Origin of the sequence: Pseudomonas donghuensis (genome assembly GCF_000259195.1) — a bacterium.
GTDB classification, from domain to species: domain Bacteria; phylum Pseudomonadota; class Gammaproteobacteria; order Pseudomonadales; family Pseudomonadaceae; genus Aquipseudomonas; species Aquipseudomonas donghuensis.
In genome coordinates, this window is sequence record NZ_JH650767.1 from 15,480 (window position 1) to 39,810 (window position 24,331).

Here is a 24,331-nt window from a genome sequence, read left to right on the forward strand (position 1 = left end):
ACCAGACCTGAAGCCGCACCGATCAGAAACGCCTTGAAGCGGGCCATCCCCGCCCCTGCCAGCACCAGGGCGATGACCAGGCCTTCGGGCACATCCTGCAAGGCGATACCCATGGCCAGGCTGTCGGCATCAGGCATGCCGCCGCCGGCAGACACGCCAATGGCCATCCCTTCCGGAATGTTATGGGCAATGATGGCGATGACGAACACCCAGATCCGCGCGGCGATCACCGGCTGCTGGGCAGTACCGACCAGCGCCTCCGGTGAAGCGCCGGAGACCTTCAGGTCCACCAGGTACAGACAGAAGGCCCCGAACAGCAAGCCGAAGCTGATCAAGCCACCCGCGCCCCATTTACCCAGGCCAATGGCCTGGGCGGCATCCAGCCCGGGAATGATCAGCGAGAAAGCCGTGGCCGCCAGCATCACCCCGGCACCGAAGCCCAGCAGGGTATCGGCGAGCGCCACCGGCATGTTGCGGATCACCAGCACCGGCACGGCGCCCAGGGCAGTGCCCAGGGCGCACAGCGCACCGCCTTCAAGTGCCCGTAGCATGCGCGGCTCCAGATCAAGCCAGGCGATACCCTGAGCCACCAGCAGCGCGAAGCCGACCAGCAGCAACAGGGTACCGAGCGCCAGGCGAAACAGCCGCACTCCGGCAATGGACATCACATCCGAACGCATACCAGCGCGACTCACACAAGCGCGGCTGCGTAACGACGCTCTACCTCGGACCAGTCGATCACGTTGTAGAACGCGTTGATGTATTCCGGACGGCGGTTCTGGTACAGCAGGTAGTAAGCGTGCTCCCAGACGTCCAGGCCGAGGATCGGCGTATTGCCGTTCATCAGCGGGCTGTCCTGGTTACCACTGCTTTCGACCACCAGGGTCTTGGCCGGGGTCACGCTCAACCAGGCCCAGCCGCTGCCGAAACGGGTCAGCGCAGCCTTGGTAAAGGCCTCCTTGAAGGCGTCGAAGCCACCCAATTGCTCCTCGATGGCCTTGGCCACGGCGCCTTGTGGCAAGCCGCCGCCCTTGGGCGACATCACCGTCCAGAACAGCGAGTGGTTGGCGTGGCCGCCACCCTGGTTGATCACGGCGTTCTGCAGTTTTTCCGGCAGTTGTTTAACGCTGGCGACCAGTTTTTCCACCGGCCACTCGGCATACTCGCTGCCTTCTACCGCCGCATTGAGGTTGTTGATGTAGGTCTGGTGGTGCTTGCTGTGGTGAATCTGCATGGTCTGGGTATCGATGTGCGGTTCCAGCGCATCGTAGGCGTAAGGCAATGCAGGCAAGGTATAAGGCATATCACTGGATTCCATATCGTAGGGCTGAAGGCGCGGTGCTTTCCTGGCCGGCATGCAGGGCCGGCTGCGGCTCGTGCCGGTAGAGCAGACGTTCGGTGCGCGGGTACTGGCCGTACTCGCTGATAAAGCTCAGCAACTCGGTGTAGGTCTTGCTGCTGTGGCGCAGCGCAGCTTCACGCAACCTCGGCGCCAGGCGTGGGTCCTGGGCGCTCTGCAGCAGCCGCTGGTGAATGGCGCAGAGGTACTCGGCGCTTTCCTGCGGCTGATTCAGGCGCAGGTGCAAGTCGGCCAGGTTATGGTGGGCGATGACACAAGCGGCCACCGCTTCGTCGGCGTCATGCCAGCGCTCGAACAACACCTGGGCAAGCGCCAGGGCCTGCAGATACAACTCGCGGGCATCGACCAGCTCGCCCTGCTCGAACAAGCGGTTGGCAATTTCGGTGGTGCGTTTCCAGTGCTGCATGACTAACCTCCAGAGCGGTGGACCGGCTCAGATCCCGCCAGCGGTGAGCTTTTCCGGATCGAGCAGCGCTTCAAGCTGGCTGCGCGGCAGGTCGGTATGTTCCAGGGCCACGTCAATAATCGGGCGACCCTGCTTGTAGGCGGTCTTGGCGATCTCGGCGGCCTTTTGGTAGCCGATGATCGGGTTCAGCGCGGTCACCAGGATCGGGTTGCGTGCCAACGCTTCCTTGAGTTTTGGCTCGTTGACCTTGAAGCTGGCAATCGCCTTGTCGGCCAGCAGGCGGCTGGCATTGGCCATCAGCTCGATGCTGCTGAGCAGGTTCTGGGCAATGATCGGCAGCATCACGTTGAGCTCGAAGTTGCCCGACTGTCCGGCCACGGCGATGGTCGCGTCGTTGCCGATCACCTGCGCGGCAACCATGGCGGTAGCCTCCGGAATAACCGGGTTGACCTTGCCCGGCATGATCGAGGAGCCCGGCTGCAAGCCTTCGAGCTCGATTTCGCCAAGGCCCGCCAGTGGCCCGGAGTTCATCCAGCGCAAGTCGTTGGCGATCTTCATCAGCGCCACCGCCGTTGTCTTGAGCTGGCCGGAAACGGCCACTGCGGTGTCTTGCGAGCCGATCAGGGCAAACAGGTTATCCCCAGGGACGAACTCGACGCGGGTCAGCGCGGTCAATTGCCGGCTGAAGCGGGCAGCGAATTCAGGGTGGGCATTGATGCCGGTGCCCACCGCGGTACCGCCCTGGGCCAGCGCCTGCAGGCTTGGCAAGGTGGCTTGCAGGTGAGCAATAGCCGCCTTGATCTGCGCCGCCCAGCCACCCAGCACCTGGCTCATGCGCACCGGCATGGCGTCCATCAGGTGGGTGCGGCCGGTCTTGATGAACGGATGCACCTGTTCAGCCTTGGCCTCGATGACCTTGACCAGATGGTTTAGTGCCGGCAGCAACTGCTCATGCAAGGCCAGCGCGGCGCTGACATGAATGGTGGTGGGGATGATGTCGTTGCTGCTTTGCCCGCAGTTGACATGATCGTTGGGGTTGACCGTGTCGCCCAGCACGCGGCTGGCCAGGGTGGCGATCACCTCGTTGGCGTTCATGTTCGAGCTGGTCCCGGAACCGGTCTGGAAGATATCCACCGGGAAGTGCTGCATGAAATCGCCCGCCAGCAGTTGCTCCACGGCGTTGACGATCGCCTCGCCCCGGGCCGGGTCCAGCTGTTTGAGCTCGATATTGGCCTTGGCCGCGGCAGCCTTGGCCAGCAGCAGCGCGCGAATGAACTGGGTCGGCATGCGTTGCTGGCTGATCGGAAAGTTGTTCACCGCGCGCTGGGTCTGGGCGCCATACAGGGCCTCGGCCGGCACCAGCAGTTCACCCATGCTGTCGCGCTCGATACGGGTATTACTCATCATCAAGTCCTTGCATCAGTTCATCGTAGGAAATCGAAGGCAGCAGCACGCAGTTCGCCAGTTGCAGGGCGAAGGGCTGCCAGCGCTGGTTGTGTTCGTGGCGATCGAGGTTGCGCAGCTCCAGCAGCGGGCGCCAGGCCTGGTCCAGGCACAGGCAGCGCCAATGCCAGGGCAGTGCACGATCGCAGGCGGTATCCAGCAACAGGCGAAATGAAGTCAGGGCGACGGTCCAGGCGCTGGTACCGGTGCAGCACACCAGGTAGCGGCCTTCAGTGAGGTAGTGCTCGATCAGGCGCGGCTCGTCCGGGTCCAGGGCACAGCGAATGCGCCGGCTCAGCCAGCGCCAGTTTTCCAGGTAGGGCAATTCGTGGAGGACTGGTTTCATGAACATCATCGCCGAGATAATGATATTCATTATTAGGTGATAATCAGAATCAGTTCAAGGACGAGAAAAAAGAAAAACAAAAAGCCCGACACAGGGCCGGGCTTTGGAGCGGGTGTAGGAACGGGCTCTGCGCGCTCGATCGCTGGCAAGTCCAGCTCCCACAGGTCCAGCTTACATCGAACCATTGTGGGAGCTGGCTTGCCAGCGATGAGGCCGGTAGGGGCTTAACTGCCCGCTACGGTCATCCGCTCAATCAATACCGAACCTGTGTGAATATTGCTGCGGGTTTCAAGATCATTACCGATCGCGACGATTTGCTGGAACATGTCCTTCATATTGCCGGCGATCGTCACCTCCTGAACAGCGAACTGAATCTCGCCGTTTTCAACCCAGAAGCCTGCGGCACCACGAGAATAGTCACCGGTGACCATGTTCAGGCCATGGCCCATCAGCTCGGTGACCAACAGCCCGCGGCCCATGCGCCGCAGCAAGGCCGCCTGGTCTTCGACGCCATGGGTAACGAACAGGTTATGCACGCCACCGGCGTTGGCGGTGCTCGGCAAGCCGAGCTTGCGTCCGGAATAGGTGCCCAGCACATAAGACACAAGCTGGCCATTCTCGACGAACGGTTTGGCGTAGGTTGCCAGGCCATCACCGTCGAAGGCCGCACTGCCCAACGCCCTTTGCAGGTGCGGACGCTCATCCAGCGTCAGCCAGCTCGGGAACAGGCGCTGGCCCATGGCGCCATCAAGGAAAGATGACTTGCGATACAGGTTGCCGCCGGAAATCGCCGAGAGGAAGCTGCCGAACAAACCGCCAGCAAGCTCGGCGGAGAACAGCACCGGTACTTCACAGGTCGGCACCGGGCGCGCGCCGAGGCGGCTGGCCGCCCGTTGCGCGGCGCGAATGCCGATGCTGCGCGGGTCGGCCAGCAATTCGCCCTGGCGGTTGACGTCATACCAGTAATCGCGCTGCATCTGCCCGTCGGCTTCGGCAATCATCACGCAGCTCAGGCTGTGCCGGGTCGAAGCGTAGCCGCCAATAAAGCCATGGCTGTTGCCGTAAACGCGGCAGCCCTGGTGGGTGTTAAGGGTGGTGCCGTCGGCGTTCTTGATCCGTGCATCGGCGTCGAAGGCCGCAGCCTCGCACTCAAGCGCCTTCTCGATAGCCTGCTCGGGGGTGATGTCCCAGGCATGGTACAGGTCGAAATCCGGCTGTTCACGGGCCATCAGTGCCGGATCGGCAAGCCCGGCGCACTCGTCTTCGGAGGTGTGCTTGGCAATCGCCAAGGCGGCGGCGACGGTTTCCCGGATCGCCTCGCTGCCGCTGGCCGACGTGCTCGCCGAGCCCTTGCGCTGCCCCACGTACAGGGTAATGCCGAAGCCCTGGTCGCGGTTGAACTCCACGGTTTCGACTTCGCGCTGGCGCACCGAGGTCGACAACCCCTGCTCCAGCGATACCGCCACTTCACAGGCGCTGGCGCCCTGGCGCCGGGCTTCGGCGATGATCTGCTCGACCTGCTCCTGCAACGCCGGCAGGGCCTGTGGACCTACGCTCTGGACTGCACTCATGGTTTTCTCCACTCAAATTCTGCGTTCGGCGCGGGTCAATCTACGACCGGACCGGACAAGCGGCCCCCGACTGGTTATCATGGCGGCGATTCTCAGCGGACTGCCCCCATGGTTGATTCTTACGACACCGCCTTTGACGGCGAAAAAAGCAAAACCCAGATCAAGCGCGAGATGCAGGCGCTGGTTGATATGGGCGAGCGCCTCACTACGCTCAAGCCCGACACCCTGGCCAAACTGCCGTTGACCGACGAACTGCGCATGGCCCTGGAAGAACACAAGCGGCATACCGCGAACGAGGCGAAAAGACGTCATAAATCGTTCATCGGCAAGCTGATGCGTGACCAGGACATCGACGCGATCAATGCGCTTCTTGACCAGCTCGACGCCTCCTCGCGCCAATACAACGAGCGCTTCCACAATCTCGAACGCTGGCGCGACCGGCTGATCGACGGCACCGACGAAGTCCTGGAGAAATTTGTCCAGGAGTATCCGGATGCCGATCGCCAGCAGCTGCGCTCGCTGATCCGCCAGGCCCAGCACGAGCTGGCGCGCAACAAAGCGCCAACCGCGAGCCGCAAGATCTTCAAATACATCCGCGAGCTCGACGAGATCCAACGCGGCCTGCGTTGAGCCCCGCACACGGGCAGGCGCCCTGCCTGCCCGGTTTCACCTTCATGCGCCCGTGCCACCGACGGTGATCGCATCGATCTTCAGGGTTGGCTGGCCGACGCCCACCGGCACCGACTGACCATCCTTGCCACAGGTACCGACACCGCTGTCCAGCGCCAGGTCGTTGCCGACCATCGATACCCGGCTCATGGCTTCCGGACCGTTACCGATCAGGGTTGCGCCTTTGACCGGAGCGGTGATCTTGCCGTCTTCGATCAGGTACGCCTCGCTGGTAGAGAACACGAACTTGCCGCTGGTGATGTCCACCTGTCCGCCGCCGAGGTTGGCGCAGTAGATGCCCTTTTTCACCGAGGCGATGATTTCTGCCGGGTCGCTCTCGCCAGCACGCATGTAGGTGTTGGTCATGCGCGGCATCGGCAGATGCGCATAGGACTCGCGGCGGCCATTACCGGTGCGCGCCATGCCCATCAGACGGGCGTTGAGCTTGTCCTGCATGTAGCCCTTGAGGATGCCGTTCTCGATCAGGGTGGTGCACTCGGTCGGAGTGCCTTCGTCATCGACGCTCAGCGAGCCGCGACGCCCTTCCAGGGTGCCATCATCGACGATGGTGCACAGGCTTGAAGCGACCTTTTCGCCCATGTGGCCGCTATAGGCCGAGCTGCCCTTGCGGTTGAAGTCACCTTCCAGGCCATGGCCCACCGCCTCGTGCAGCAACACGCCGGACCAGCCCGAACCGAGCACCACCGGCAAGGTACCGGCCGGCGCCGGGATCGCTTCAAGGTTGACCAGCGCCTGGCGCAGGGCCTCGCGGGCAAAACCCATGACCCGCTCGTCGGTGAAATAGCGGTAATCGGTACGCCCGCCACCGCCATGGCCGCCACGCTCGCGGCGACCGTTCTGCTCGACAATCACGCTGACGTTGAAACGCACCAGCGGGCGAATGTCGGCCGCCAGGCTGCCGTCGGCAGCGGCCACCAGGATGCGCTCCCAGACCCCGGCCATGCTGACGGTGACTTGCTGGATGCGTGGATCAAGCTTGCGCGTGGCGGCGTCGACCCGCTTGAGCAGGTCGACCTTTTCGGCGCGGCTGATGACTTCCAGCGGGTTGTCGGTGCCATACAACTGGACGACGTCCTGGCTGTTGAACGCTTGCACACTGCCATTCTGCCCGGCACGGGAAATCGACCGGGCCGCGCGGGCCGCCGACGTCAGGGCTTCGAGATTGATGGCATTGCTGTAGGCAAACCCGGTCTTCTCGCCGGACTGGGCACGCACGCCCACGCCCTGATCGAGGTTGAAGCTGCCTTCTTTGACGATGCCGTCTTCCAGTGCCCAGGATTCGGAAATCTGCCCCTGGAAGTACAGGTCGGCGGCATCGATGCCTGGCCCTGCCAGCTCGCCCAGCACTGACTGCAGGCTGTCGAGGGTCAGGCCGCCCGGCGCCAGCAGGTGTTCGCTGACAGTGGATAACATCTGGCTCATAGTCACTCCGAGGTGTGCGCAGGCCGCAAGGCGTCCTGCGAGAAAAAGCGCCGGTGCAAGGTCACCGGCATCCGCGCCCGGATGGACGCTTGTTCGCTGCTGTCGCGCTCGCCGAGCAGCACGGCCTCGCCACTGGCCTGTTCGGCGACGATGCGCCCCCAGGGGTCGACGATCGCCGCATGGCCATAGGTTTCCCGTGGCCCCGGGTGGGTGCCGCCCTGGGCTGCGGCCAGGACATAGCATTGGGTTTCAATGGCCCGTGCGCGTATCAGCACTTCCCAGTGCGCTGCACCGGTCACCGCAGTGAAGGCCGACGGGGCGCTGATCAATTCGGCCCCGGCCTCGCGCAGCGCACTGTACAGCTCAGGGAAGCGCAGGTCATAGCAGACGCTCAGGCCCAGACGACCCACCGGGGTATCGGCAACCACCACCTGCCCGCCGTGGGCATAGTCATCGGATTCGCGATAGCGGCCGCGGTTATCCGCCACATCGACATCGAACAAGTGCAGCTTGTCGTAGCGCGCCACCTGCTCGCCATGTTCATCGATCAGCAAGGAACAGGCGTGGGACTTGGCCTCGGCCTGGCCGACCGGCGGCAGCGGCAAGGTCCCGGCCACTATCCATAACTTGAGGTCGCGGGCAGTCTGTTTCAACCAGGGCAGGATCGGGCCTTCGCCCAGCGCTTCGGCGCGGCCGATTGCAGCGCTGTCGCGCCGGCCCATGGCGGCGAAGTTTTCCGGTAGCACGGCGAGCCGCGCGCCACCTGCGGCCGCCTGCTCAAGCAGGTGCCGGGCTCGCTCCAGGTTGGCCAGAACGTCGCTCTGGCTGACCATCTGGATAACCGCTGACTTCATGCCGGCTCCTAGCGTGTTTTTTCGAAAGGTTTGATAAAGCTTATCTTAGGCTCTTTCCACGGACCCTCGACGCGATAATGCACGCTGGCGTATCGCGCCACCCGATCACCGAGCAGCCGGTCAACCAGGAACAATGCCCCGCCGATGGCCGGCGCCCCGACAATCAGGGCGGCAATCGGCAGGTTGTTGGTCACCGGCAAGGTCACCAACAGGTTGGCGTCGACCCGGTCACGGACCATGTCCAGGGTGCCATCCAGTTCCAGGTTGCTGGACGGGCCCGTCAGGGTAATCGGCTCGCGGGTCACGTAGACCCCTTCACTGGCCACCAGCAGGCCCTTGACCCGGTCGTAGCTCAGACCCTTGTCGAGCAGGTCGGAGAAGTCCAGGCGCAAGCGCCGACCAATCGAGTTGAAGTTGAGCAGGCCGAACACCCGCAGCGCTTGGGCGCCGCCTTCCACTTCAACGAACTGACCTTTGCGCAAGGCAGCATCGAGGCTGCCGGAGAAACGCTTGAGCCCGACCCAGGCAGGCGAGCCGGGCCAGCGACCATCGACATCGAGGCGGAAATCACGGCTGGTGACCGTCGGGGCAAAGTTCCAGGCCTTGAGGATGTCAGCCAGGTTCTTGCCTTCCAGGCGGCCCTTGTACCAACTGGCGCTGGCCCCCGGCGCGCCTTCCCAGCCACCGTTGCCGTCGATCTGCAGGCCTTTGACGCTGACGTCGAGGTCGTTGAGAGCGATACCTTTGGCGGTCGGGCGAACTTTTACCGCCCAGCTGCCGAGCAGGTCGTCACCGCGGAACAGCTTGTCGATGGTCAGGTCGAGGGCTGGAATCTTGCGCGGATCGATGTTGGCCATCGGATCCGGACCGTCATCGGAAGAGACTTCAGCGGGGTCGGCGGGCGGCAGGTGAATGGTCTGCAGGTTGATCACCATCGGCGCCCCCTTGGCATCAGGGATGCGGGCGTTGCCGATGAGTTCCTTGCTGTCCAGGCGCAAGGCCCACAGGTTGCCGCTGCGGTCCACACGTACCACCGCCTGGGCCAGGTTCAGGCCAAAGCCCTTGAGCTGGCCAATACTCAGGTCGACGCCGCGCAGCATCTGCTTGGCACTGCCGCTCGGGTCATTGCCGGCAAAGCGATCAAGCTGCTTCTGCCAGGGCTCCAGGTCCAGCTCCGCCAGGCGGCCACGCACCCGCAGGCCCTGGCCCGGTGGCAACTGGGCGGTCCCGGCGCCGAACAGCAATTCGCCACGCCCCTGGTCGAGCTTGTCCATGGGCGCGGCATAGAACGCCTTGGCGACATCGGCGTAAGTGACATTGAAACGCCGCTCCGGCCCCTGCAAGGTCATGCTGAACTGGCTGTTGCGGGTTTCACTGGAAGCCTTGCCAAAGGGTGCTGGCAAGTCCACCGTCAAGCCCTTGAGGCTGGAATCGACCGTCAGCAGGTTTTCGCGACTGCCCAGGCTCACCTGCAACTGATAAGGCAATTCGCCGGACAGCGGCAGGGCCTGCTTGACCTGCAGCCAGTCGGTCAGCGCCTTGACAGGCATCTGGCCCTTGGCGTTGACGCGAGTTTGCAACTGGCCGGACTTGCCTTCGGCAAAGATCTGCGCGGTGATCGGCTTGTCGAAGGACCGTGCGCTGATGTTCTCGCCGCTCAGGCCCTTGTCGAAGTCAAAGCGGAAATCGCCCTTGAGCTGGTTCAGCTCCAAGGCTGGCGCGGCGATCTTCAACCGTGCATCGCCGGTAGCGAAATCGACCACGATCTTGGGCTTCTGCCCCTTGGCCAAGGGGATATCCAGCTTCAGCTTGCCCTTGAGGCTGCCCTCGCCTTCCCAGCCGGCGAAGATCGGCCCGGTGCCGATCGGGGCGTCCTGGAGAATCTTCAGGCCATCGCCGAGCCCGCCGTCGAACTCACCGTCCAGATAAAGGTGATTGTGTTCACCGGCCACGACATGGGGAATGTTGACCTCAACGTCACGCACCTGGGTATTGAGCAACTGCCCGCTTTGCGCCTTGATGCGCACGCCAGCGTCGTCGATGAACACATCACCGGCAACTTTCTGCACCTGCGGCCAGCCCGGCTGAAAGTCCAGGGCGGCATCGTGCACCTTGAAGAACAGGCTGATGCTCCGGGCCTGCGCCGGGGCACCGTGATTGATCGAGCCCTGATACTGGAAATACCCTTCATCAACCGCGCCCTTGAGGATTGCCGTGCGCAGCCATTCATCCAGCCCCGGGCTGAGCACCTCGGGCAGGTACTTGGCAGTGTAGCGACCATCGCCGTCGACCAGGCCGACACGCAGGTCCATGTAGTCTTCGCGGGTTTCATCGAACAGCAGGCGAATCAGGAAGTCGCCGGCGATCTTGCCCTCATCGCCCAGCACCTTGAGGTACGGCGCGATCAAGGTGAAGCCTTCCTGGTCCAGGCGCCAGGTCAGCCGTGCATTGGCCTTCTGGTAGTGCCAGGGTTTCTCGAAGATCGGGTACAGGTGCAGCATGAAGGCATCGGTATCCAGGCGCAGCTCGCCCTGGCCGAGGTCGCCGCTGATGCTGCCGCTGACATTCCCCGCCGCCGGGGCGCCGTGATAGGCATCAAAACCTACCCGCTCCAGGTTGGCAGCGAAGCTCAGGCGCTGGTCACCCTGGGCTTTAGGCCGGATATCCAGACGCACATTGCGCAAGGCCCCCGTGACCTTGAGGCCATCGACTACCGCCATGAGTTTTTCCGGAAGCGGTACCAAGGCATCGAGCAGCGGCGTGACGGGCGTCAGGTCGAGGCGGTCGGCCTGGATCGCCCAGGTTTCATCGCTCGACTCGGTCGCTGCCGTCTGCTTGAGCTGCACGTGGGATTCCCAACGGGTCTTGCCCAGGCTCATGGCCAGGGAGTCGACCAGCACATCAAGCCCCTTCTCGCTTCGCTGGAACCAGGCATTGAGGGCCAGGTTATCGACCTGCACCGGCTTGCGTTCGGCATAGTTGCCGCGCAGCTGCGGCGCATTGAGGCGCACCATGGCGCTTTGCAACTGGCCCTTGCCCCAGTTCGCCCACAGCTCGCCACCCGCGCGCAGCTCGGTGGCCTGCCACTGGCCCAGCAGGCGAGGTGGCAGCCAGCGCGCCCAGTCGCTTTGCGGCAAGCTCAGGTAGGCATCGACTTCACCGTCGCGCCACTGGCTTGGGCGGATGCGGCTGCGCAGGCTCAACGCCAGCGGCTGGCCATCGGGCAGGGTCACCCGCGCATCCAGGCGCTGACGCACGCTGCCGGTCTGCAGGCCAAGGCTGACGTAGGTGAGGGTCATCGGCTCGCGCTGGAACGCCTGCAGCGTCACCTGGCTGTCGACCACCGTGACCTTGGACACCACCTGGATTTGCTTGAGCAGTTGCTCGGGGTCCAGCGGCTTGTCGTCTTTTTTCGGCAGCCCTTCCAGAGCCCAGGCGCCATTTTCATCTTCGCGCAGACTGAGCTGCAGGCCACCGACCTCGAGGTTGGCCAGGCGCACTTGACGCTCGACCAGGCTGGCCCAGAGGTCGGGCACCAGCTTGACGCCGTCCAGACGCAGGGCCGTTGCCCCTTCGCCGACCTGGATATCACGCACCCGTACAATCGGCGCCAGGCCACTCCAGTGCCCTTCCAGGGCACCAATATGCACCGGCATGCCCAGGGCCTGCTCGGCCTTGGTTTCGACTTCGGCGCGGTACTCGGCCACCAGCGGAATGAACTGCCGACCGAGGCTGACATACAGCGCCACCAGCACCGCCAGCAAGGCACTGAAGCCGAGCCCCCAGCGGGTCAAGGCGCCAAGAACGCGTATTAGTCGTTCCATGCCAGTGGCCCTCCAGATCGTGGCTTAACTATGGCCGCAACCCGGCGCTTTGCCAGCCGACGCACGGCGCAATGTTGTTCAGAACGAGTCAGAGGAGCACCACATCGTATTGTTCCTGGGAATACATGGACTCGACCTGGAAGCGAATGGTTCGACCGATGAAGGCTTCAAGCTCGGCAACATTGCCCGACTCTTCGTCCAGCAAGCGGTCTACCACCTTCTGGTTGGCCAGTACTCTATAGCCTTCGGCCTGATACGCACGGGCTTCGCGAAGGATCTCGCGGAAAATCTCGTAACAGACTGTCTCGGGGGTTTTCAGCTTGCCGCGCCCCTGGCAGCAGTAGCAGGGCTCGCACAGCACCTGCTCGAGGCTTTCGCGGGTGCGCTTGCGAGTCATCTGTACCAGGCCCAGTTCGGTGATGCCGATGATGTTGGTCTTGGCGTGGTCGCGCTCCAGCTGTTTTTCCAGGGTGCGTAGCACCTGGCGCTGGTGTTCTTCATCTTCCATGTCGATGAAGTCGATGATGATGATCCCGCCGATGTTGCGCAGGCGCAGTTGCCGGGCAATGGCGGTGGCCGCCTCAAGGTTGGTCTTGAAGATGGTTTCTTCGAGGTTGCGGTGGCCGACGAAGGCCCCGGTATTGACATCGATAGTGGTCATCGCCTCGGCCGGGTCGACCACCAGGTAGCCGCCGGACTTGAGCGGCACCTTGCGGTCCAGGGCACGCTGGATTTCGTCTTCGACGCCGTAGAGGTCGAAGATCGGTCGCTCGCCCGGGTAATGCTCCAGGCGATCGGCGATCTCCGGCATCAGTTCGGCGACGAACTGCGTGGTTTTCTGGAAGGTTTCCCGCGAGTCGATGCGAATCTTCTCGATCTTCGGGTTGACCAGGTCGCGCAAGGTGCGCAAGGCCAAGCCCAGGTCTTCATAGATTTCGGTCGGCGCGCCGACGGTCTTGATCTGAGTGCCGATCTGCTCCCAAAGCCTGCGCAGGTAGCGGATGTCCATGAGGATCTCATCGGCGCCGGCACCTTCGGCGGCGGTACGCAGGATGAAACCGCCGGCGTCCTGGATGTTCTCCTGGGCGATACAGTCGGTAACCACCTGTTTGAGGCGCTCACGCTCGGCTTCGTCTTCGATCTTCAGGGAAATGCCGACATGGCTGGTGCGCGGCATGTACACCAGGTAACGGGACGGGATCGACAGCTGGGTCGTCAGGCGCGCGCCTTTGGAGCCAATCGGGTCCTTGGTCACCTGCACCACCAGGCTCTGGCCCTCATGCACCAGGGCGCTGATGCTCTCGACCGACGAACCTTCGCGCAGGGAGATTTCCGACGCGTGGATGAACGCTGCGCGGTCCAGGCCGATGTCGACGAATGCCGCCTGCATGCCCGGCAGCACCCGCACCACCTTGCCTTTGTAGATGTTGCCGACGATGCCGCGGCGCTGGGTGCGCTCGACATGCACCTCCTGCAGTACACCGTTTTCCACCACCGCCACGCGTGATTCCATCGGTGTGATGTTGATCAGAATCTCTTCACTCATGGCAGGCTCTCGTCAAATGACTTCAGTAATGATGGATCGCGCGTTGGCGACTGGCTAGGGCAGTTCTGGCTTATCCTCGCTCAACGGGCCGACAGGCGCTGCCAGCAGGGGATGCCGAATTGGCCAAGCAGTCCAGCGGTTTCACTTAGAGGCAGGCCGACCACCGCCGAATAGCTGCCTTCAAGGCGCTGTACGAAAACGGCACCCAGGCCCTGTATGGCATAGCCGCCCGCCTTGTCGGCCGGCTCGCCGCTGGCCCAGTAGGCCTCGGCTTCCTCGGCGCTGATGGGGCGAAACAGCACATGGCTGCTGACACTGACGCTCAGGCAACGCTCATGATCGGCCACGGCGACTGCGGTCAGCACCTGATGCTGGCGCCCGGAAAGGGCTGCCAGCATCGCCAGGGCATCTTCGCGGTGTTGTGGCTTGCCGAGAATTCGACCTTCGAGCACCACGGCGGTATCGGCCCCCAACACCGCTACCGGGCTGTTGTTGCCCTGGGGCAACGACGCCAGGCCGGCGCAGGCTTTTTCCCGCGCCAGACGCTCGACATAAGCCTCGGCCAATTCGGCGGGCAGCGGCGTCTCGTCGATCGCGGCACTCAGCGAAGAAAAGGGAATGCCAATCTGGGTCAGCAACTCACGGCGGCGTGGCGAGCCAGAGGCCAGGTACAGCAGGGTCATCTTGACGTCTCCCTGTCAGCGTCGAATGTGAGTGCTCAGTTGATGCTCAGGCGGCGGCGCAGACCACGCAGGCCATAGCTGATCCACGGCCAGAGCAAGGCGCTGATGACCGCCGACCAGATCAGCGCCAGGGTCGGCAGGCGGTTGCCGGTCAGGGCGCTGAGCCACAGCTGGATCAACTGGGCCAGGCCGAAGATCACCAGGATCACCAGGCTCTGCTGCCACATCGGGAACATCCGCAGGCGCTGTTGCAACGACAGCACCAGGAAGGTGATCAGGGTCAGCACCAGAGCATTTTGGCCCAATAGCGTGCCGTACAGTACGTCTTCGGCCAGGCCCAGGACGAACGCGGTGGTCATGCCGACCCGGTGCGGCAGGGCCAGGGTCCAGAAGGCCAGCAGCAGTGCCAGCCACATCGGCCGGAACACTTCGGCGAAAGGCAGCATCGGCGATACGCTGAGCAGCATACCGATCAGAAAGGTCAGCCAGACGACCCAGCCATTACGGCTGCGGGTGCTTACCATCAGTGTCTCTCCCGGGAAATGACTGGCGCGCCCGGCGTTGCAGCAGGGGCTGCGGGGGCTGCCGTGGCGGGCGGATGGGCACTGGTTGCCGGTGTGGCGGGTGCGGCAGGCGCTGGTGCTGCCGGCGTCGAAGCGGCCGCTGCCGGTGTGACCGCAGCAGGCGCAGCCGGGGACGCGGCAGGCGCAGCACCTACCGCCGAAGCAGGCAGGCCCTGGCGATCCGCCTGTTCCTGGGCAATCGCCGCATCACTGGCACGTTGCTCGGGCGAACGACTGTCGGTGAACACCAACAGCAGGTAGCGGCTGCGGTTAAGCGCAGCAGTCGGGATCGCCCGGACGATGGCAAACGGCTGGCCGGAGTCGTGGATCACTTCCTTGACCGTGGCCACCGGGTAACCGGCCGGGAAGCGCTGGCCGAGGCCCGAGCTCACCAGCAGGTCGCCTTCCTTGATGTCGGCGGTGTCGGCAACGTGGCGCAGCTCAAGGCGCTCCGGGTTGCCGGTACCGCTGGCAATCGCCCGCAAGCCGTTGCGGTTGACCTGCACCGGAATGCTGTGGGTGGTGTCGGTCAGCAGCAGCACCCGCGAGGTGTAGGGCATCAGTTCGACCACCTGGCCCATCAGGCCACGCGCGTCGAGCACCGGCTGACCGAGGACCACGCCATCGCGCTCGCCCTTGTTGATCAGGATCCGGTGGGTGAAGGGATTGGGATCGACGCCGATCAATTCGGCGACTTCGACCTTCTCGTTGACCAGCGCCGACGAGTTGAGCAACTCGCGCAGGCGCACGTTCTGCTCGGTCAGGGCCGCCAGCTTCTGCAGGCGACCTTGCAGCAGCAAGGCTTCGGTCTTGAGTTTCTCGTTTTCGGCAGCGAGTTCGGTACGGCTGCCAAACTGGCTGGCAACCCCCTGCCACAAGCGCTGGGGCAGATCGGTAACCAGGTAGGACGGCATCAGCACCAGGCCCATCTGGCTGCGCAGAGGCTTGAGCAGGGTGAAGCGTGCATCGACCACCATCAGGGTGATCGACAGCACAACCAGCACGAGCAGGTGTACGCCCAGCGAAGGGCCCTTGGCGAAAAGCGGTTTAATGGGCCGCTCCTCGTGGACGACGATTCAAGAGGTCATTCATACGGCAACGCACCGGCCTGCTTGCGGATTGACGGAAAATGACGCCCACACGGACGTCAGCCCAGCACATACAGGTAGCACTGTGAGCACTACCTGTAAACCGGGCGGCGTGAACTGCAGGTTCCAGCTTATTCGCTGGAGAGCAGGTCCATGGTGTGTTTGTCCATCATTTCCAGGGCACGGCCACCACCGCGCGCCACGCAGGTCAGCGGGTCTTCGGCGACGATCACCGGCAGGCCGGTTTCCTGGGCCAGCAGCTTGTCCAGGTCGCGCAGCAGGGCGCCACCACCGGTCAGCACCAGGCCACGCTCGGCGATGTCCGAAGCCAGCTCCGGCGGCGATTGCTCCAGGGCGCTCTTGACCGCCTGGACGATGGTCGCCAGGGACTCCTGCAGGGCTTCAAGCACTTCGTTGGAATTCAGGGTGAAGGCACGTGGCACGCCCTCGGCCAGGTTGCGGCCGCGGACATCGACTTCACGGACTTCGCCGCCCGGATAGGCGGTACCGATTTCCTGCTTGATGCGCTCAGCGGTGGATTCACCGATCAGGCTGCCGTAGTTGCGACGCACGTAGGTGACGATGGCCTCGTCGAAACGGTCGCCACCGACCCGTACGGATTCGGCGTAAACCACACCGTTCAGGGAGATCAGCGCGATTTCAGTGGTACCACCACCGATATCGACGACCATCGAACCGCGAGCCTCTTCAACTGGCAGGCCGGCACCGATGGCGGCGGCCATCGGCTCTTCGATCAGGAACACTTCACGGGCACCGGCGCCCAGCGCCGATTCACGAATGGCCCGGCGCTCGACCTGGGTCGATTTGCACGGCACGCAGATCAGCACCCGCGGGCTTGGCTGCAGGAAGCTGTTTTCGTGAACCTTGTTGATGAAGTACTGCAGCATTTTCTCGCAAACGCTGAAATCGGCGATCACGCCGTCTTTCATCGGACGAATGGCAGCAATGTTGCCAGGCGTACGGCCCAGCATGCGCTTGGCTTCAGTACCGACAGCGACGACACTTTTCTGGTTGCCGTGAGTACGAATGGCCACAACCGATGGCTCATTCAGGACGATACCGCGCTCACGCACGTAAATAAGGGTGTTGGCAGTGCCCAGGTCGATGGAAAGATCGCTGGAAAACATGCCACGCAGTTTCTTGAACATGGGAAAGTGACCCTAGGCAACGCGTGGGTAAAAAAGTGCGGCAAACTCTAACAACGGCGGGGATTTTGGGCAAGGCACCAATATGTTAAATTGGTGGTTTTTCCGAGCAAGCCTGCACATGATCGCGGCCTTATGACCGTAATACTGCCAGCATGTTCCTCATCGCGGACCAAATCCGTTTTTGTTTCCCCAGGAGATCCCCATGGCGCTTGAACGCTGCGACGTGGAAAAGATCGCTCATCTGGCCCGACTTGGCCTGAATGAAAGCGATCTGCCACGCACTACCGATGCCCTGAACAGTATTCTGGGACTGGTCGACCAGATGCAAGCAGTCGACACCACTGGCATCGAGCCACTGGCCCACCCACTGGAAGCCACTCAGCGCCTGCGCGCCGATGTGGTAACAGAAAGTAACCACCGTGACAGCTACCAGGCCATCGCCCCGGCGACGGAAAACGGCCTGTACCTGGTTCCGAAAGTCATCGAGTAAGGGAATAGAGCCTGCCATGCATCAATTGACCCTGGCCGAGATCGCCCGCGGACTCGCCGACAAGAAGTTTTCTTCCGAAGAGCTGACCCGTGCCCTGCTGGCGCGGATCCACCAGCTCGATCCGCAAATCAACAGCTTCATCAGTGTCACCGACGAACTGGCCATCAGCCAGGCCCGTGCTGCCGACGCCCGTCGCGCTGCCGGCGAGAGCGGCGCCCTGCTGGGCGCGCCGATCGGCCACAAGGACCTGTTCTGCACCCAGGGCATCCGCACCAGCTGCGCCTCGAAGATGCTCGACAACTTCAAGGCGCCGTATGACGCCACCGTGGTCAGCAAGCTGGCCGAAGCCGGTACCGTGACGCTGGGCAAGACCAACATGGACGAATTCGCCATGGGTTCGGCCAACGAGAGCAGCTACTACGGCCCGGTGAAAAACCCGTGGAATTTCGAGCACGTGCCTGGCGGTTCCTCCGGTGGTTCGGCTGCCGCGGTTGCCGCGCGCCTGCTGCCGGCGGCCACCGCCACCGACACCGGCGGCTCGATCCGCCAGCCGGCGGCACTCACCAGCCTGACTGGCCTGAAACCGACCTACGGCCGTGTTTCGCGCTGGGGCATGATTGCCTACGCATCGAGCCTCGACCAGGCTGGTCCGCTGGCCCGCACCGCCGAAGACTGCGCGCTGCTGCTGCAAGGCATGGCCGGTTTCGACGCCAAGGACTCCACCAGCATCGATGAACCGGTGCCGGACTACAGCGCCAGCCTCAATGCCTCGCTCGAAGGCCTGCGCATCGGTCTGCCGAAGGAATACTTCGGCGCCGGCCTCGACCCGCGCATCGCCGACCTGGTCCAGGCCAGCGTCAAGGAGCTGGAAAAACTCGGCGCCGTGGTCAAGGAAATCAGCCTGCCGAACATGCAGCACGCGATTCCGGCCTACTACGTGATCGCCCCGGCTGAAGCCTCGTCCAACCTGTCGCGTTTCGACGGCGTGCGTTTCGGCTACCGCTGCGAGAACCCGGTCGACCTCACCGACCTGTACAAGCGCTCCCGTGGCGAAGGCTTCGGTGCCGAAGTGCAGCGCCGGATCATGGTCGGTGCCTACGCCCTGTCGGCCGGCTACTATGATGCCTACTACCTGCAGGCGCAGAAAATCCGCCGTCTGATCAAGAACGACTTCATGGCTGCCTTCAACGATGTCGACGTGATTCTCGGCCCGACCACGCCAAACCTGGCCTGGAAGATCGGCGCCAAGAACAACGACCCGGTCGCTGAATACCTGGAAGACGTCTACACCATCACCGCCAACCTCGCCGGCCTGCCAGGCCTGTCGATGCCGGCCGGTTTCGTCGATGGTCTGCCGGTTGGCGTGCAGTTGCTCGCGCCGTATTTCCACGAAGGCCGCCTGCTCAACGTCGCGCACCGCTATCAGCAAGTGACTGACTGGCACACTCGCGCACCTAACGGCTTCTGAGGGACCACCACATGCAATGGGAAGTTGTCATCGGGCTGGAGATTCACACCCAGCTCGCCACCCAGTCGAAGATTTTCTCCGGCAGCGCCACCACTTTCGGCTCCGAGCCAAACACCCAGGCCAGCCTGATCGACCTGGGGATGCCCGGCGTACTGCCGGTGCTGAACCAGGAAGCGGTGCGCATGGCCTGCATGTTCGGCCTGGCCATCGATGCCGAAATCGGCCAGCACAACGTGTTCGCGCGCAAGAACTACTTCTACCCCGACCTGCCCAAGGGCTATCAGATCAGCCAGATGGAGCTGCCGATCGTCGGCAAGGGCCACCTGGACATCGCCCTCGAAGATGGCACGGTCAAGCGCATCGGCATCACCCGTGCGCACCTTGAAGAAGACGCCGGCAAGAGCCTGCACGAAGACTTCAGCGGCTCCACCGGCATCGACCTCAACCGCGCCGGCACGCCGCTGCTGGAGATCGTCTCGGAACCTGACCTGCGCAGCGCCAAAGAGGCGGTCGCCTACGTCAAGGCCATCCATGCCCTAGTGCGTTACCTGGGCATCTGCGACGGCAACATGGCCGAAGGCTCGCTGCGTTGCGACTGCAACGTCTCGGTACGCCCCAAGGGCCAGGCCGAGTTCGGGACCCGCTGCGAGATCAAGAACGTCAACTCGTTCCGCTTCATCGAGCGCGCCATCAACACCGAAGTGCAACGCCAGATCGAACTGATCGAAGACGGCGGCAAGGTCATCCAGGAAACCCGCCTGTACGACCCGAACAAGGACGAGACCCGCTCCATGCGCAGCAAGGAGGAAGCCAACGATTACCGTTACTTCCCCGATCCGGACCTGCTGCCGGTGGTCATCGAGAACGCCTTCCTCGAAGCCACCCGCGCCACCCTGCCGGAGTTGCCACCGCAAAAGCGCGAGCGCTTCCAGAGCCAGTTCGGCCTGTCGGTCTACGATGCCAACGTGCTGGCGACCAGCCGTGAGCAGGCAGACTACTTCGAACAGGTGGTCGGCGTGTGCGGCGATGCCAAGCTTGCCGCCAACTGGGTCATGGTCGAGCTGGGCAGCCTGCTCAACAAACTGGGCCTGGAAATCGACCAGTCGCCGGTCAGTGCCGAGCACCTGGGCGGCATGCTCAAGCGCATCCTCGACAACACCATCAGCGGCAAGATCGCCAAGGTAGTGTTCGAGAAAATGGCCGCCGGTGACGGTGATGCCGACCAGATCATCGAAGCCGAGGGCCTGAAACAGGTCACCGACAGCGGTGCGATCGAGAAGGTCCTGGACGAAGTCCTGGCAGCCAATGCCGAGCAGGTCGAGCAGTACCGCGCTGCCGACGAGGCCAAGCGCGGCAAGATGTTCGGCTTCTTCGTCGGCCAGGCCATGAAAGCCTCCAAGGGCAAGGCCAACCCGCAGCAAGTGAACCAATTGCTCAAGAGCAAGCTCGAAGGGTAGTTCGCATTACCCTGTGGGAGCCGGCGTTGCCGGCGATGCAAGGCGAAGCCTTGCCAGTTTCTGGGGCTGCCGAGCAGCCCATCGCCGGCAACGCCGGCTCCCACAGGTGATCACTTCACCTCGGAGCAACTGATTTGATGTGGCGTCCCCTCAGCGCACTCGCGCTCTTCACCCTGCTGGCCGGCTGCGCCAGCCACGATATCGACCCGCGCGGTTACGACCAGACCGGTACCGCCTCCTATTACGGCTCCCGTCACCACGGCAAACGTACCGCCAGTGGCGAGCCCTTCAATCAACACGGTATGACCGCCGCCCACCGCAGCTTGCCGTTTGGCTCGCAGGTCAAGGTCACCAACCTGAACAATGATCGCAGCGTCGTGGTCCGCATCAACGACCGCGGCCCGCATACCCGCGGCCGGCTGATCGACCTGTCACGCGCTGCCGCGGAAAAACTCGGGATGATCCGTAGCGGAACCGCGCGCGTACGGGTACAAAGTCTCAGCGACTGACCTGCCCCCGGAGCACGACCATTTTCGACCTGGCCGCTTTACCCACCTTCAGCCTGCTGCAACTGAGCATCGGCCTGCTGTTGCTGATCGCCGGCGCCGAACTGCTGGTACGCGCTGCCCTGCGCCTGGCCGCCAGCCTGCAAGTACGGCCGTTGATCATCGGCCTGAGCCTGGTGGCATTCGGCAGCAGCGCGCCGCAATTGACCGTCAGCCTGCAGGCCGCCTACACCGGCGCGCCCGACGTGGCCGTCGGCAGCGTGATCGGCAGCAATATCTTCAACATCCTGGTAACCCTGGGCCTGGCTGCGCTGATCATTCCGTTGCGGGTCTCCCGGCAACTGGTGCGCCTGGATATCCCGCTGATGATCGCCGCCAGCCTGGCGGTATATCTGCTGGCCTTCAACGAACTGCTGGGCCGGCTGGAAGGCGCACTATTGCTGTGCGGCCTGTTCGGCTACCTGGCGATGCTCTGGCACCAGTCCCGTCATCATGCCCGCACCTACCCGGCCCCCGGCCCACGCCCGCAACGTGGTGGCCGCTTCTGGCTGGGGAGCGTGCTGCTGATGCTGGCCGGGCTTGGCCTGCTGAGCATGGCCGGTCATCTGCTGCTGGAGGCGGCGGTGGAGGTCGCCCAGGACCTGGGCCTGTCGGAACGGGTCATCGGCCTGACCGTGGTCGCCGTCTGTACCTCGCTGCCGGAGCTGGCCACTTCGCTGATCGCCGCCCTGCGCGGCGAGCGCGAAATCGCCGTGGGCAATGTCATCGGCAGCAACCTGTTCAACCTGCTGGCGGTGCTCGGCCTGACCGCGCTGGTCGCCCCCGAGCCCTTGTCGATCTCACCCAACGCCCTGGCCTTCGACCTGCCGGTGATGCTCGGGGTCGCGGTGCTGGCCCTGCCGGTGTTCTACTCCGGCTACCGGGTGACGCGCGCCGAAGGTCTGGTGTTCCTCTGCCTGTACCTGGCTTATGGCCTGCACGTGGTGGCCTTCACCACCGGCATGCCACTGGCCAACCGACTTGAAAAACTGATGCTGTTCTACGCATTGCCAGCACTGGGGGCGTTGCTGCTGTACACCACCCGGCGTGCCTGGCGCCGCCAACACTAAGGAAAACAAAAATGGGCGACAACAACAAAACCGGCGAACAGGTTCGCCGCCAGGTCATGGGTGATGCCTTCGTCGATCGCGCACTGAACAACGCCACCGACTTCACCCAGCCGCTGCAGGACTTCGTCAATGAGCATGCCTGGGGCAGCGTCTGGAGCCGCGAAGGCCTGCCCTTGAAAACCCGCAGCCTGATCACCCTCGCCGCCCTCACCGCACTCAAGTGCCCGCAAGAGCTCAAGGGCCACGTGCGCGGCGCCTTGAACAACGGTTGTACGGTCGAGGAGATTCGTGAGGCGCTGCTGCACTGCGCGGTGTATGCCGGTGTCCCGGCAGCCATCGATGCCTTCCGCGCCGCCCAGGAAGTGATCGACAGCTACCAGCAGGGCTGAACGATCACTTGCGCCAAGGCCGTCAGTTGCTGACGACTGGGGCCTTCTGGCCCTTTTTCTTCAGCCAGAAGGCCACGCCCAGGGTGGCGATCCAGGCCGGGATCAACATGACCGAAATGCGGATCGGCGGGGTCAGGTACATCACCACCAGAATCAGGCCGATGAACGCCAGGCACAGGTAGTTGGTCAGCGGATGCCCCCAGCTCTTGTAGAAGGTCGACTCGCCCGACGCCTGCTTGGCGCGGCGGAACTTCAGGTGGGTGATGCTGATGCTGGCCCAGTTGATCACCAGTGCCGAGACCGCCAGGGCCATCAACAGGCCGAAGGCCTCGCCCGGCATCAGGTAGTTGATCAGCACGCACAGACCGGTGGCCAGGGCAGAAACGCCCAGGGCGGTCAGCGGTACGCCACGGCGGTTGACCTTGAGCAGGGCCCGCGGCGCGTCACCCTGGCTGGCCAGGCCGAACAGCATGCGGCTGTTGCAGTACACGCAGCTGTTGTACACCGACAGCGCGGCGGTCAATACCACCACATTGAGGATGGTCGCCACCAGGTTGCTGTCCAGGTTGTGGAAGATCATCACGAACGGGCTGCCGCCCTGCACCACCTTCTGCCACGGATACAACGACAGCAGTACCGCCAGTGCACCGATGTAGAAAATCAGGATGCGATAGACCACCTGATTGGTGGCGCGCGGAATGCTGTGGCGCGGATCGTCGGCTTCGGCAGCGGTGATACCGACCAGCTCCAGGCCACCGAAAGAGAACATGATCACCGCCATGGCCATCAGCAAGCCGGTGAAGCCGTTGGGGAAGAAGCCGCCGTACTGCCAGAGGTTGGCCACGCTGGCATCCGGCCCGCCGTTACCACTGGCCAGCAGCCAGGCGCCAAAACCGATCATGCTGACGATGGCGATCACCTTGACCAGGGCGAACCAGAACTCCATCTCGCCATAGACCTTCACCTGGGTCAGGTTGATCAGGTTGATCACCACGAAGAAGATCGCCGCCGTGGCCCAGGTCGGAAAATCCGGCCACCAGTACTGCACATAGATGCCTACCGCTGTCAGTTCGGCCATACCGACCAGTACATAGACCACCCAGTAGTTCCAGCCAGAGACGAAACCGGCGAACTCGTTCCAGTAGCGGTGGGCAAAGTGGCTGAAGCTGCCGGCAACCGGCTCGTCGACCACCATCTCGCCCAGCTGGCGCATGATGAAGAACGCCATCAGGCCGGCAATCGCGTAACCCAGCAGCACGGCCGGGCCGGCCATCTGGATGGTCTGGGCAATGCCCAGAAACAGGCCGGTACCGATGGCGCCACCCAGGGCAATCAACTGGATATGGCGATTTTTCAACCCGCGCTGTAATCGCTCTGGGGGGATCTGTTCTTGCATGAAGTGTCCTTGAAGGTGGAAGGCAGTGTTGGCTTTATTGTCGGCACAGAATCTAGATCCAGCCGCCCCACTGCAAGAGGAAAATGCCGATATTCGTGGTTATGGCGGCCATCAGCGTGGTAATCACGATGATCGAGGCGGCCAGTTCATGGTTACCGTTGGCCGCCCGGGCCATGACATAACTGGCGGCGGCGGTCGGGCTACCGATGTACAGGAACAGGATGCCCAGTTCCGCCCCGCGAAAGCCGCAAAGCCAGGCAGCCAGGGTACCGATCACCGGCAGCCAGATCATCTTCACCAGGCTGGCGCTGACCGCCAGGCCGCCGCTTTCACGCAAGGAAGCCAGCGACAGGGTACCGCCGATGCAGATCAACGCCAGCGGCAGGGTCATCTGCGCCAGGTAATCGCCGGAGGTCAGCAGCCAGTTTGGCAGCGGCACTTGCCCGTAGGCCATGGGCGTAGCCAGAAACACGCTGATGATCAGCGGGTTGCGCAGGATACTCTTGAAGATGCTCCAGGGGGCGGACTTCATGCTCGGGCTGTACACCGCC

23 protein-coding genes are annotated in these 24,331 nt (G+C 63.4%); 7 read left to right on the plus strand and 16 right to left on the minus strand.

All coding sequences use genetic code 11. From position 1 onward, the window contains the following. The 6 genes from UW3_RS27085 to pmbA form a co-directional block, all read right to left on the minus strand. Window positions 1-680: ZIP family metal transporter (locus UW3_RS27085; RefSeq protein ID WP_010223390.1), on the minus strand; the 680-nt coding region annotated here is incomplete at its 3' end. A gap of 11 nt (window positions 681-691) precedes the next feature. Further along, window positions 692-1,303, minus strand: a complete 612-nt coding sequence (locus UW3_RS0115340) for a superoxide dismutase (protein WP_010223391.1) — start codon at window positions 1,301-1,303, stop codon at window positions 692-694. Between the two features lies 1 nt (window position 1,304). Next, entirely contained in the window at window positions 1,305-1,766 is a 462-nt protein-coding gene (locus UW3_RS0115345; protein WP_010223392.1) for a hypothetical protein, read from the minus strand. 27 nt (window positions 1,767-1,793) lie between these two features. Further along, the gene (locus UW3_RS0115350; protein WP_010223393.1) at window positions 1,794-3,170 is read right to left on the minus strand and encodes a class II fumarate hydratase; all 1,377 of its coding nucleotides are present in this window, start codon (window positions 3,168-3,170) and stop codon (window positions 1,794-1,796) included. Then, window positions 3,163-3,564, minus strand: a complete 402-nt coding sequence (locus UW3_RS0115355) for a FagA protein (RefSeq protein WP_081492803.1) — start codon at window positions 3,562-3,564, stop codon at window positions 3,163-3,165. Before UW3_RS0115355 ends, UW3_RS0115350 begins: the two co-directional genes overlap by 8 nt. A 215-nt stretch (window positions 3,565-3,779) precedes the next feature. After that, entirely contained in the window at window positions 3,780-5,126 is a 1,347-nt protein-coding gene (gene pmbA / locus UW3_RS0115365) for a metalloprotease PmbA (protein WP_010223395.1), read from the minus strand. A gap of 108 nt (window positions 5,127-5,234) precedes the next feature. On the opposite strand from pmbA, the gene yjgA reads away from it, so the two are divergent. Next, window positions 5,235-5,756 (plus strand): ribosome biogenesis factor YjgA, encoded by a 522-nt coding sequence (gene yjgA / locus UW3_RS0115370; protein ID WP_010223396.1) that lies wholly within the window; start codon window positions 5,235-5,237, stop codon window positions 5,754-5,756. A 42-nt stretch (window positions 5,757-5,798) separates the two neighbouring features. On the opposite strand, the gene tldD is transcribed toward yjgA, so the two are convergent. From tldD to mreB, 8 genes are all read right to left on the minus strand, one after another. Further along, window positions 5,799-7,238: a metalloprotease TldD gene (gene tldD, locus UW3_RS0115375; protein WP_010223397.1), complete on the minus strand. Its 1,440-nt coding sequence runs from the start codon at window positions 7,236-7,238 to the stop codon at window positions 5,799-5,801. A 2-nt stretch (window positions 7,239-7,240) separates the two neighbouring features. Further along, complete coding sequence (locus tag UW3_RS0115380; protein WP_010223398.1) at window positions 7,241-8,092, minus strand: carbon-nitrogen hydrolase family protein; 852 nt, start codon at window positions 8,090-8,092, stop codon at window positions 7,241-7,243. Between the two features lie 8 nt (window positions 8,093-8,100). Beyond that, window positions 8,101-11,916 (minus strand): YhdP family protein, encoded by a 3,816-nt coding sequence (locus UW3_RS0115385; protein ID WP_010223399.1) that lies wholly within the window; start codon window positions 11,914-11,916, stop codon window positions 8,101-8,103. Between the two features lie 88 nt (window positions 11,917-12,004). After that, the gene (rng, locus tag UW3_RS0115390) at window positions 12,005-13,462 is read right to left on the minus strand and encodes a ribonuclease G (protein WP_010223400.1); all 1,458 of its coding nucleotides are present in this window, start codon (window positions 13,460-13,462) and stop codon (window positions 12,005-12,007) included. 80 nt (window positions 13,463-13,542) lie between these two features. Further along, entirely contained in the window at window positions 13,543-14,145 is a 603-nt protein-coding gene (locus UW3_RS0115395; RefSeq protein ID WP_010223401.1) for a Maf family protein, read from the minus strand. A gap of 35 nt (window positions 14,146-14,180) precedes the next feature. Further along, on the minus strand, window positions 14,181-14,669 hold the full coding sequence (mreD, locus tag UW3_RS0115400; RefSeq protein WP_010223402.1) for a rod shape-determining protein MreD: 489 nt from the start codon (window positions 14,667-14,669) through the stop codon (window positions 14,181-14,183). After that, window positions 14,669-15,712 carry a rod shape-determining protein MreC gene (gene mreC / locus UW3_RS0115405; protein WP_010223403.1) on the minus strand — a complete coding sequence of 348 codons (1,044 nt, stop codon included), beginning with the start codon at window positions 15,710-15,712 and terminating at the stop codon, window positions 14,669-14,671. The genes mreD and mreC overlap by 1 nt, the downstream gene beginning before the upstream one ends. A 215-nt stretch (window positions 15,713-15,927) precedes the next feature. Then, on the minus strand, window positions 15,928-16,965 hold the full coding sequence (mreB, locus tag UW3_RS0115410) for a rod shape-determining protein MreB (protein ID WP_008371426.1): 1,038 nt from the start codon (window positions 16,963-16,965) through the stop codon (window positions 15,928-15,930). 202 nt (window positions 16,966-17,167) lie between these two features. Here mreB and gatC point away from each other — a divergent pair, with 202 nt between their 5' ends. The 6 genes from gatC (at window position 17,168) to UW3_RS0115440 (ending at window position 22,384) form a co-directional block, all read left to right on the plus strand. Continuing rightward, window positions 17,168-17,455, plus strand: a complete 288-nt coding sequence (gene gatC / locus UW3_RS0115415) for an Asp-tRNA(Asn)/Glu-tRNA(Gln) amidotransferase subunit GatC (RefSeq protein ID WP_010223404.1) — start codon at window positions 17,168-17,170, stop codon at window positions 17,453-17,455. Window positions 17,456-17,471: 16 nt separating this feature from the next. Then, window positions 17,472-18,923, plus strand: a complete 1,452-nt coding sequence (gatA, locus tag UW3_RS0115420; protein ID WP_010223405.1) for an Asp-tRNA(Asn)/Glu-tRNA(Gln) amidotransferase subunit GatA — start codon at window positions 17,472-17,474, stop codon at window positions 18,921-18,923. Window positions 18,924-18,934: 11 nt separating this feature from the next. Further along, a complete protein-coding gene (gatB, locus tag UW3_RS0115425; RefSeq protein WP_010223406.1) occupies window positions 18,935-20,380 on the plus strand; it encodes an Asp-tRNA(Asn)/Glu-tRNA(Gln) amidotransferase subunit GatB in 1,446 nt (481 codons plus the stop codon). Window positions 20,381-20,517: 137 nt separating this feature from the next. Further along, a complete protein-coding gene (locus tag UW3_RS0115430; protein ID WP_010223407.1) occupies window positions 20,518-20,889 on the plus strand; it encodes a septal ring lytic transglycosylase RlpA family protein in 372 nt (123 codons plus the stop codon). A gap of 62 nt (window positions 20,890-20,951) precedes the next feature. Next, the gene (locus UW3_RS0115435; RefSeq protein ID WP_026001341.1) at window positions 20,952-21,995 is read left to right on the plus strand and encodes a calcium/sodium antiporter; all 1,044 of its coding nucleotides are present in this window, start codon (window positions 20,952-20,954) and stop codon (window positions 21,993-21,995) included. A gap of 11 nt (window positions 21,996-22,006) precedes the next feature. After that, window positions 22,007-22,384, plus strand: coding sequence for a carboxymuconolactone decarboxylase family protein (locus UW3_RS0115440; RefSeq protein WP_010223409.1), 378 nt, complete (start codon window positions 22,007-22,009; stop codon window positions 22,382-22,384). Between the two features lie 22 nt (window positions 22,385-22,406). Here the strand turns inward: UW3_RS0115440 and UW3_RS0115445 are convergent, their stop codons facing one another. Both UW3_RS0115445 and UW3_RS29635 read right to left on the minus strand, forming a co-directional pair. After that, a complete protein-coding gene (locus UW3_RS0115445) occupies window positions 22,407-23,780 on the minus strand; it encodes an amino acid permease (RefSeq protein WP_010223410.1) in 1,374 nt (457 codons plus the stop codon). Between the two features lie 52 nt (window positions 23,781-23,832). Next, a partial coding sequence (locus UW3_RS29635) for an AEC family transporter (protein WP_010223411.1) occupies window positions 23,833-24,331 on the minus strand: 499 nt, incomplete at its 5' end.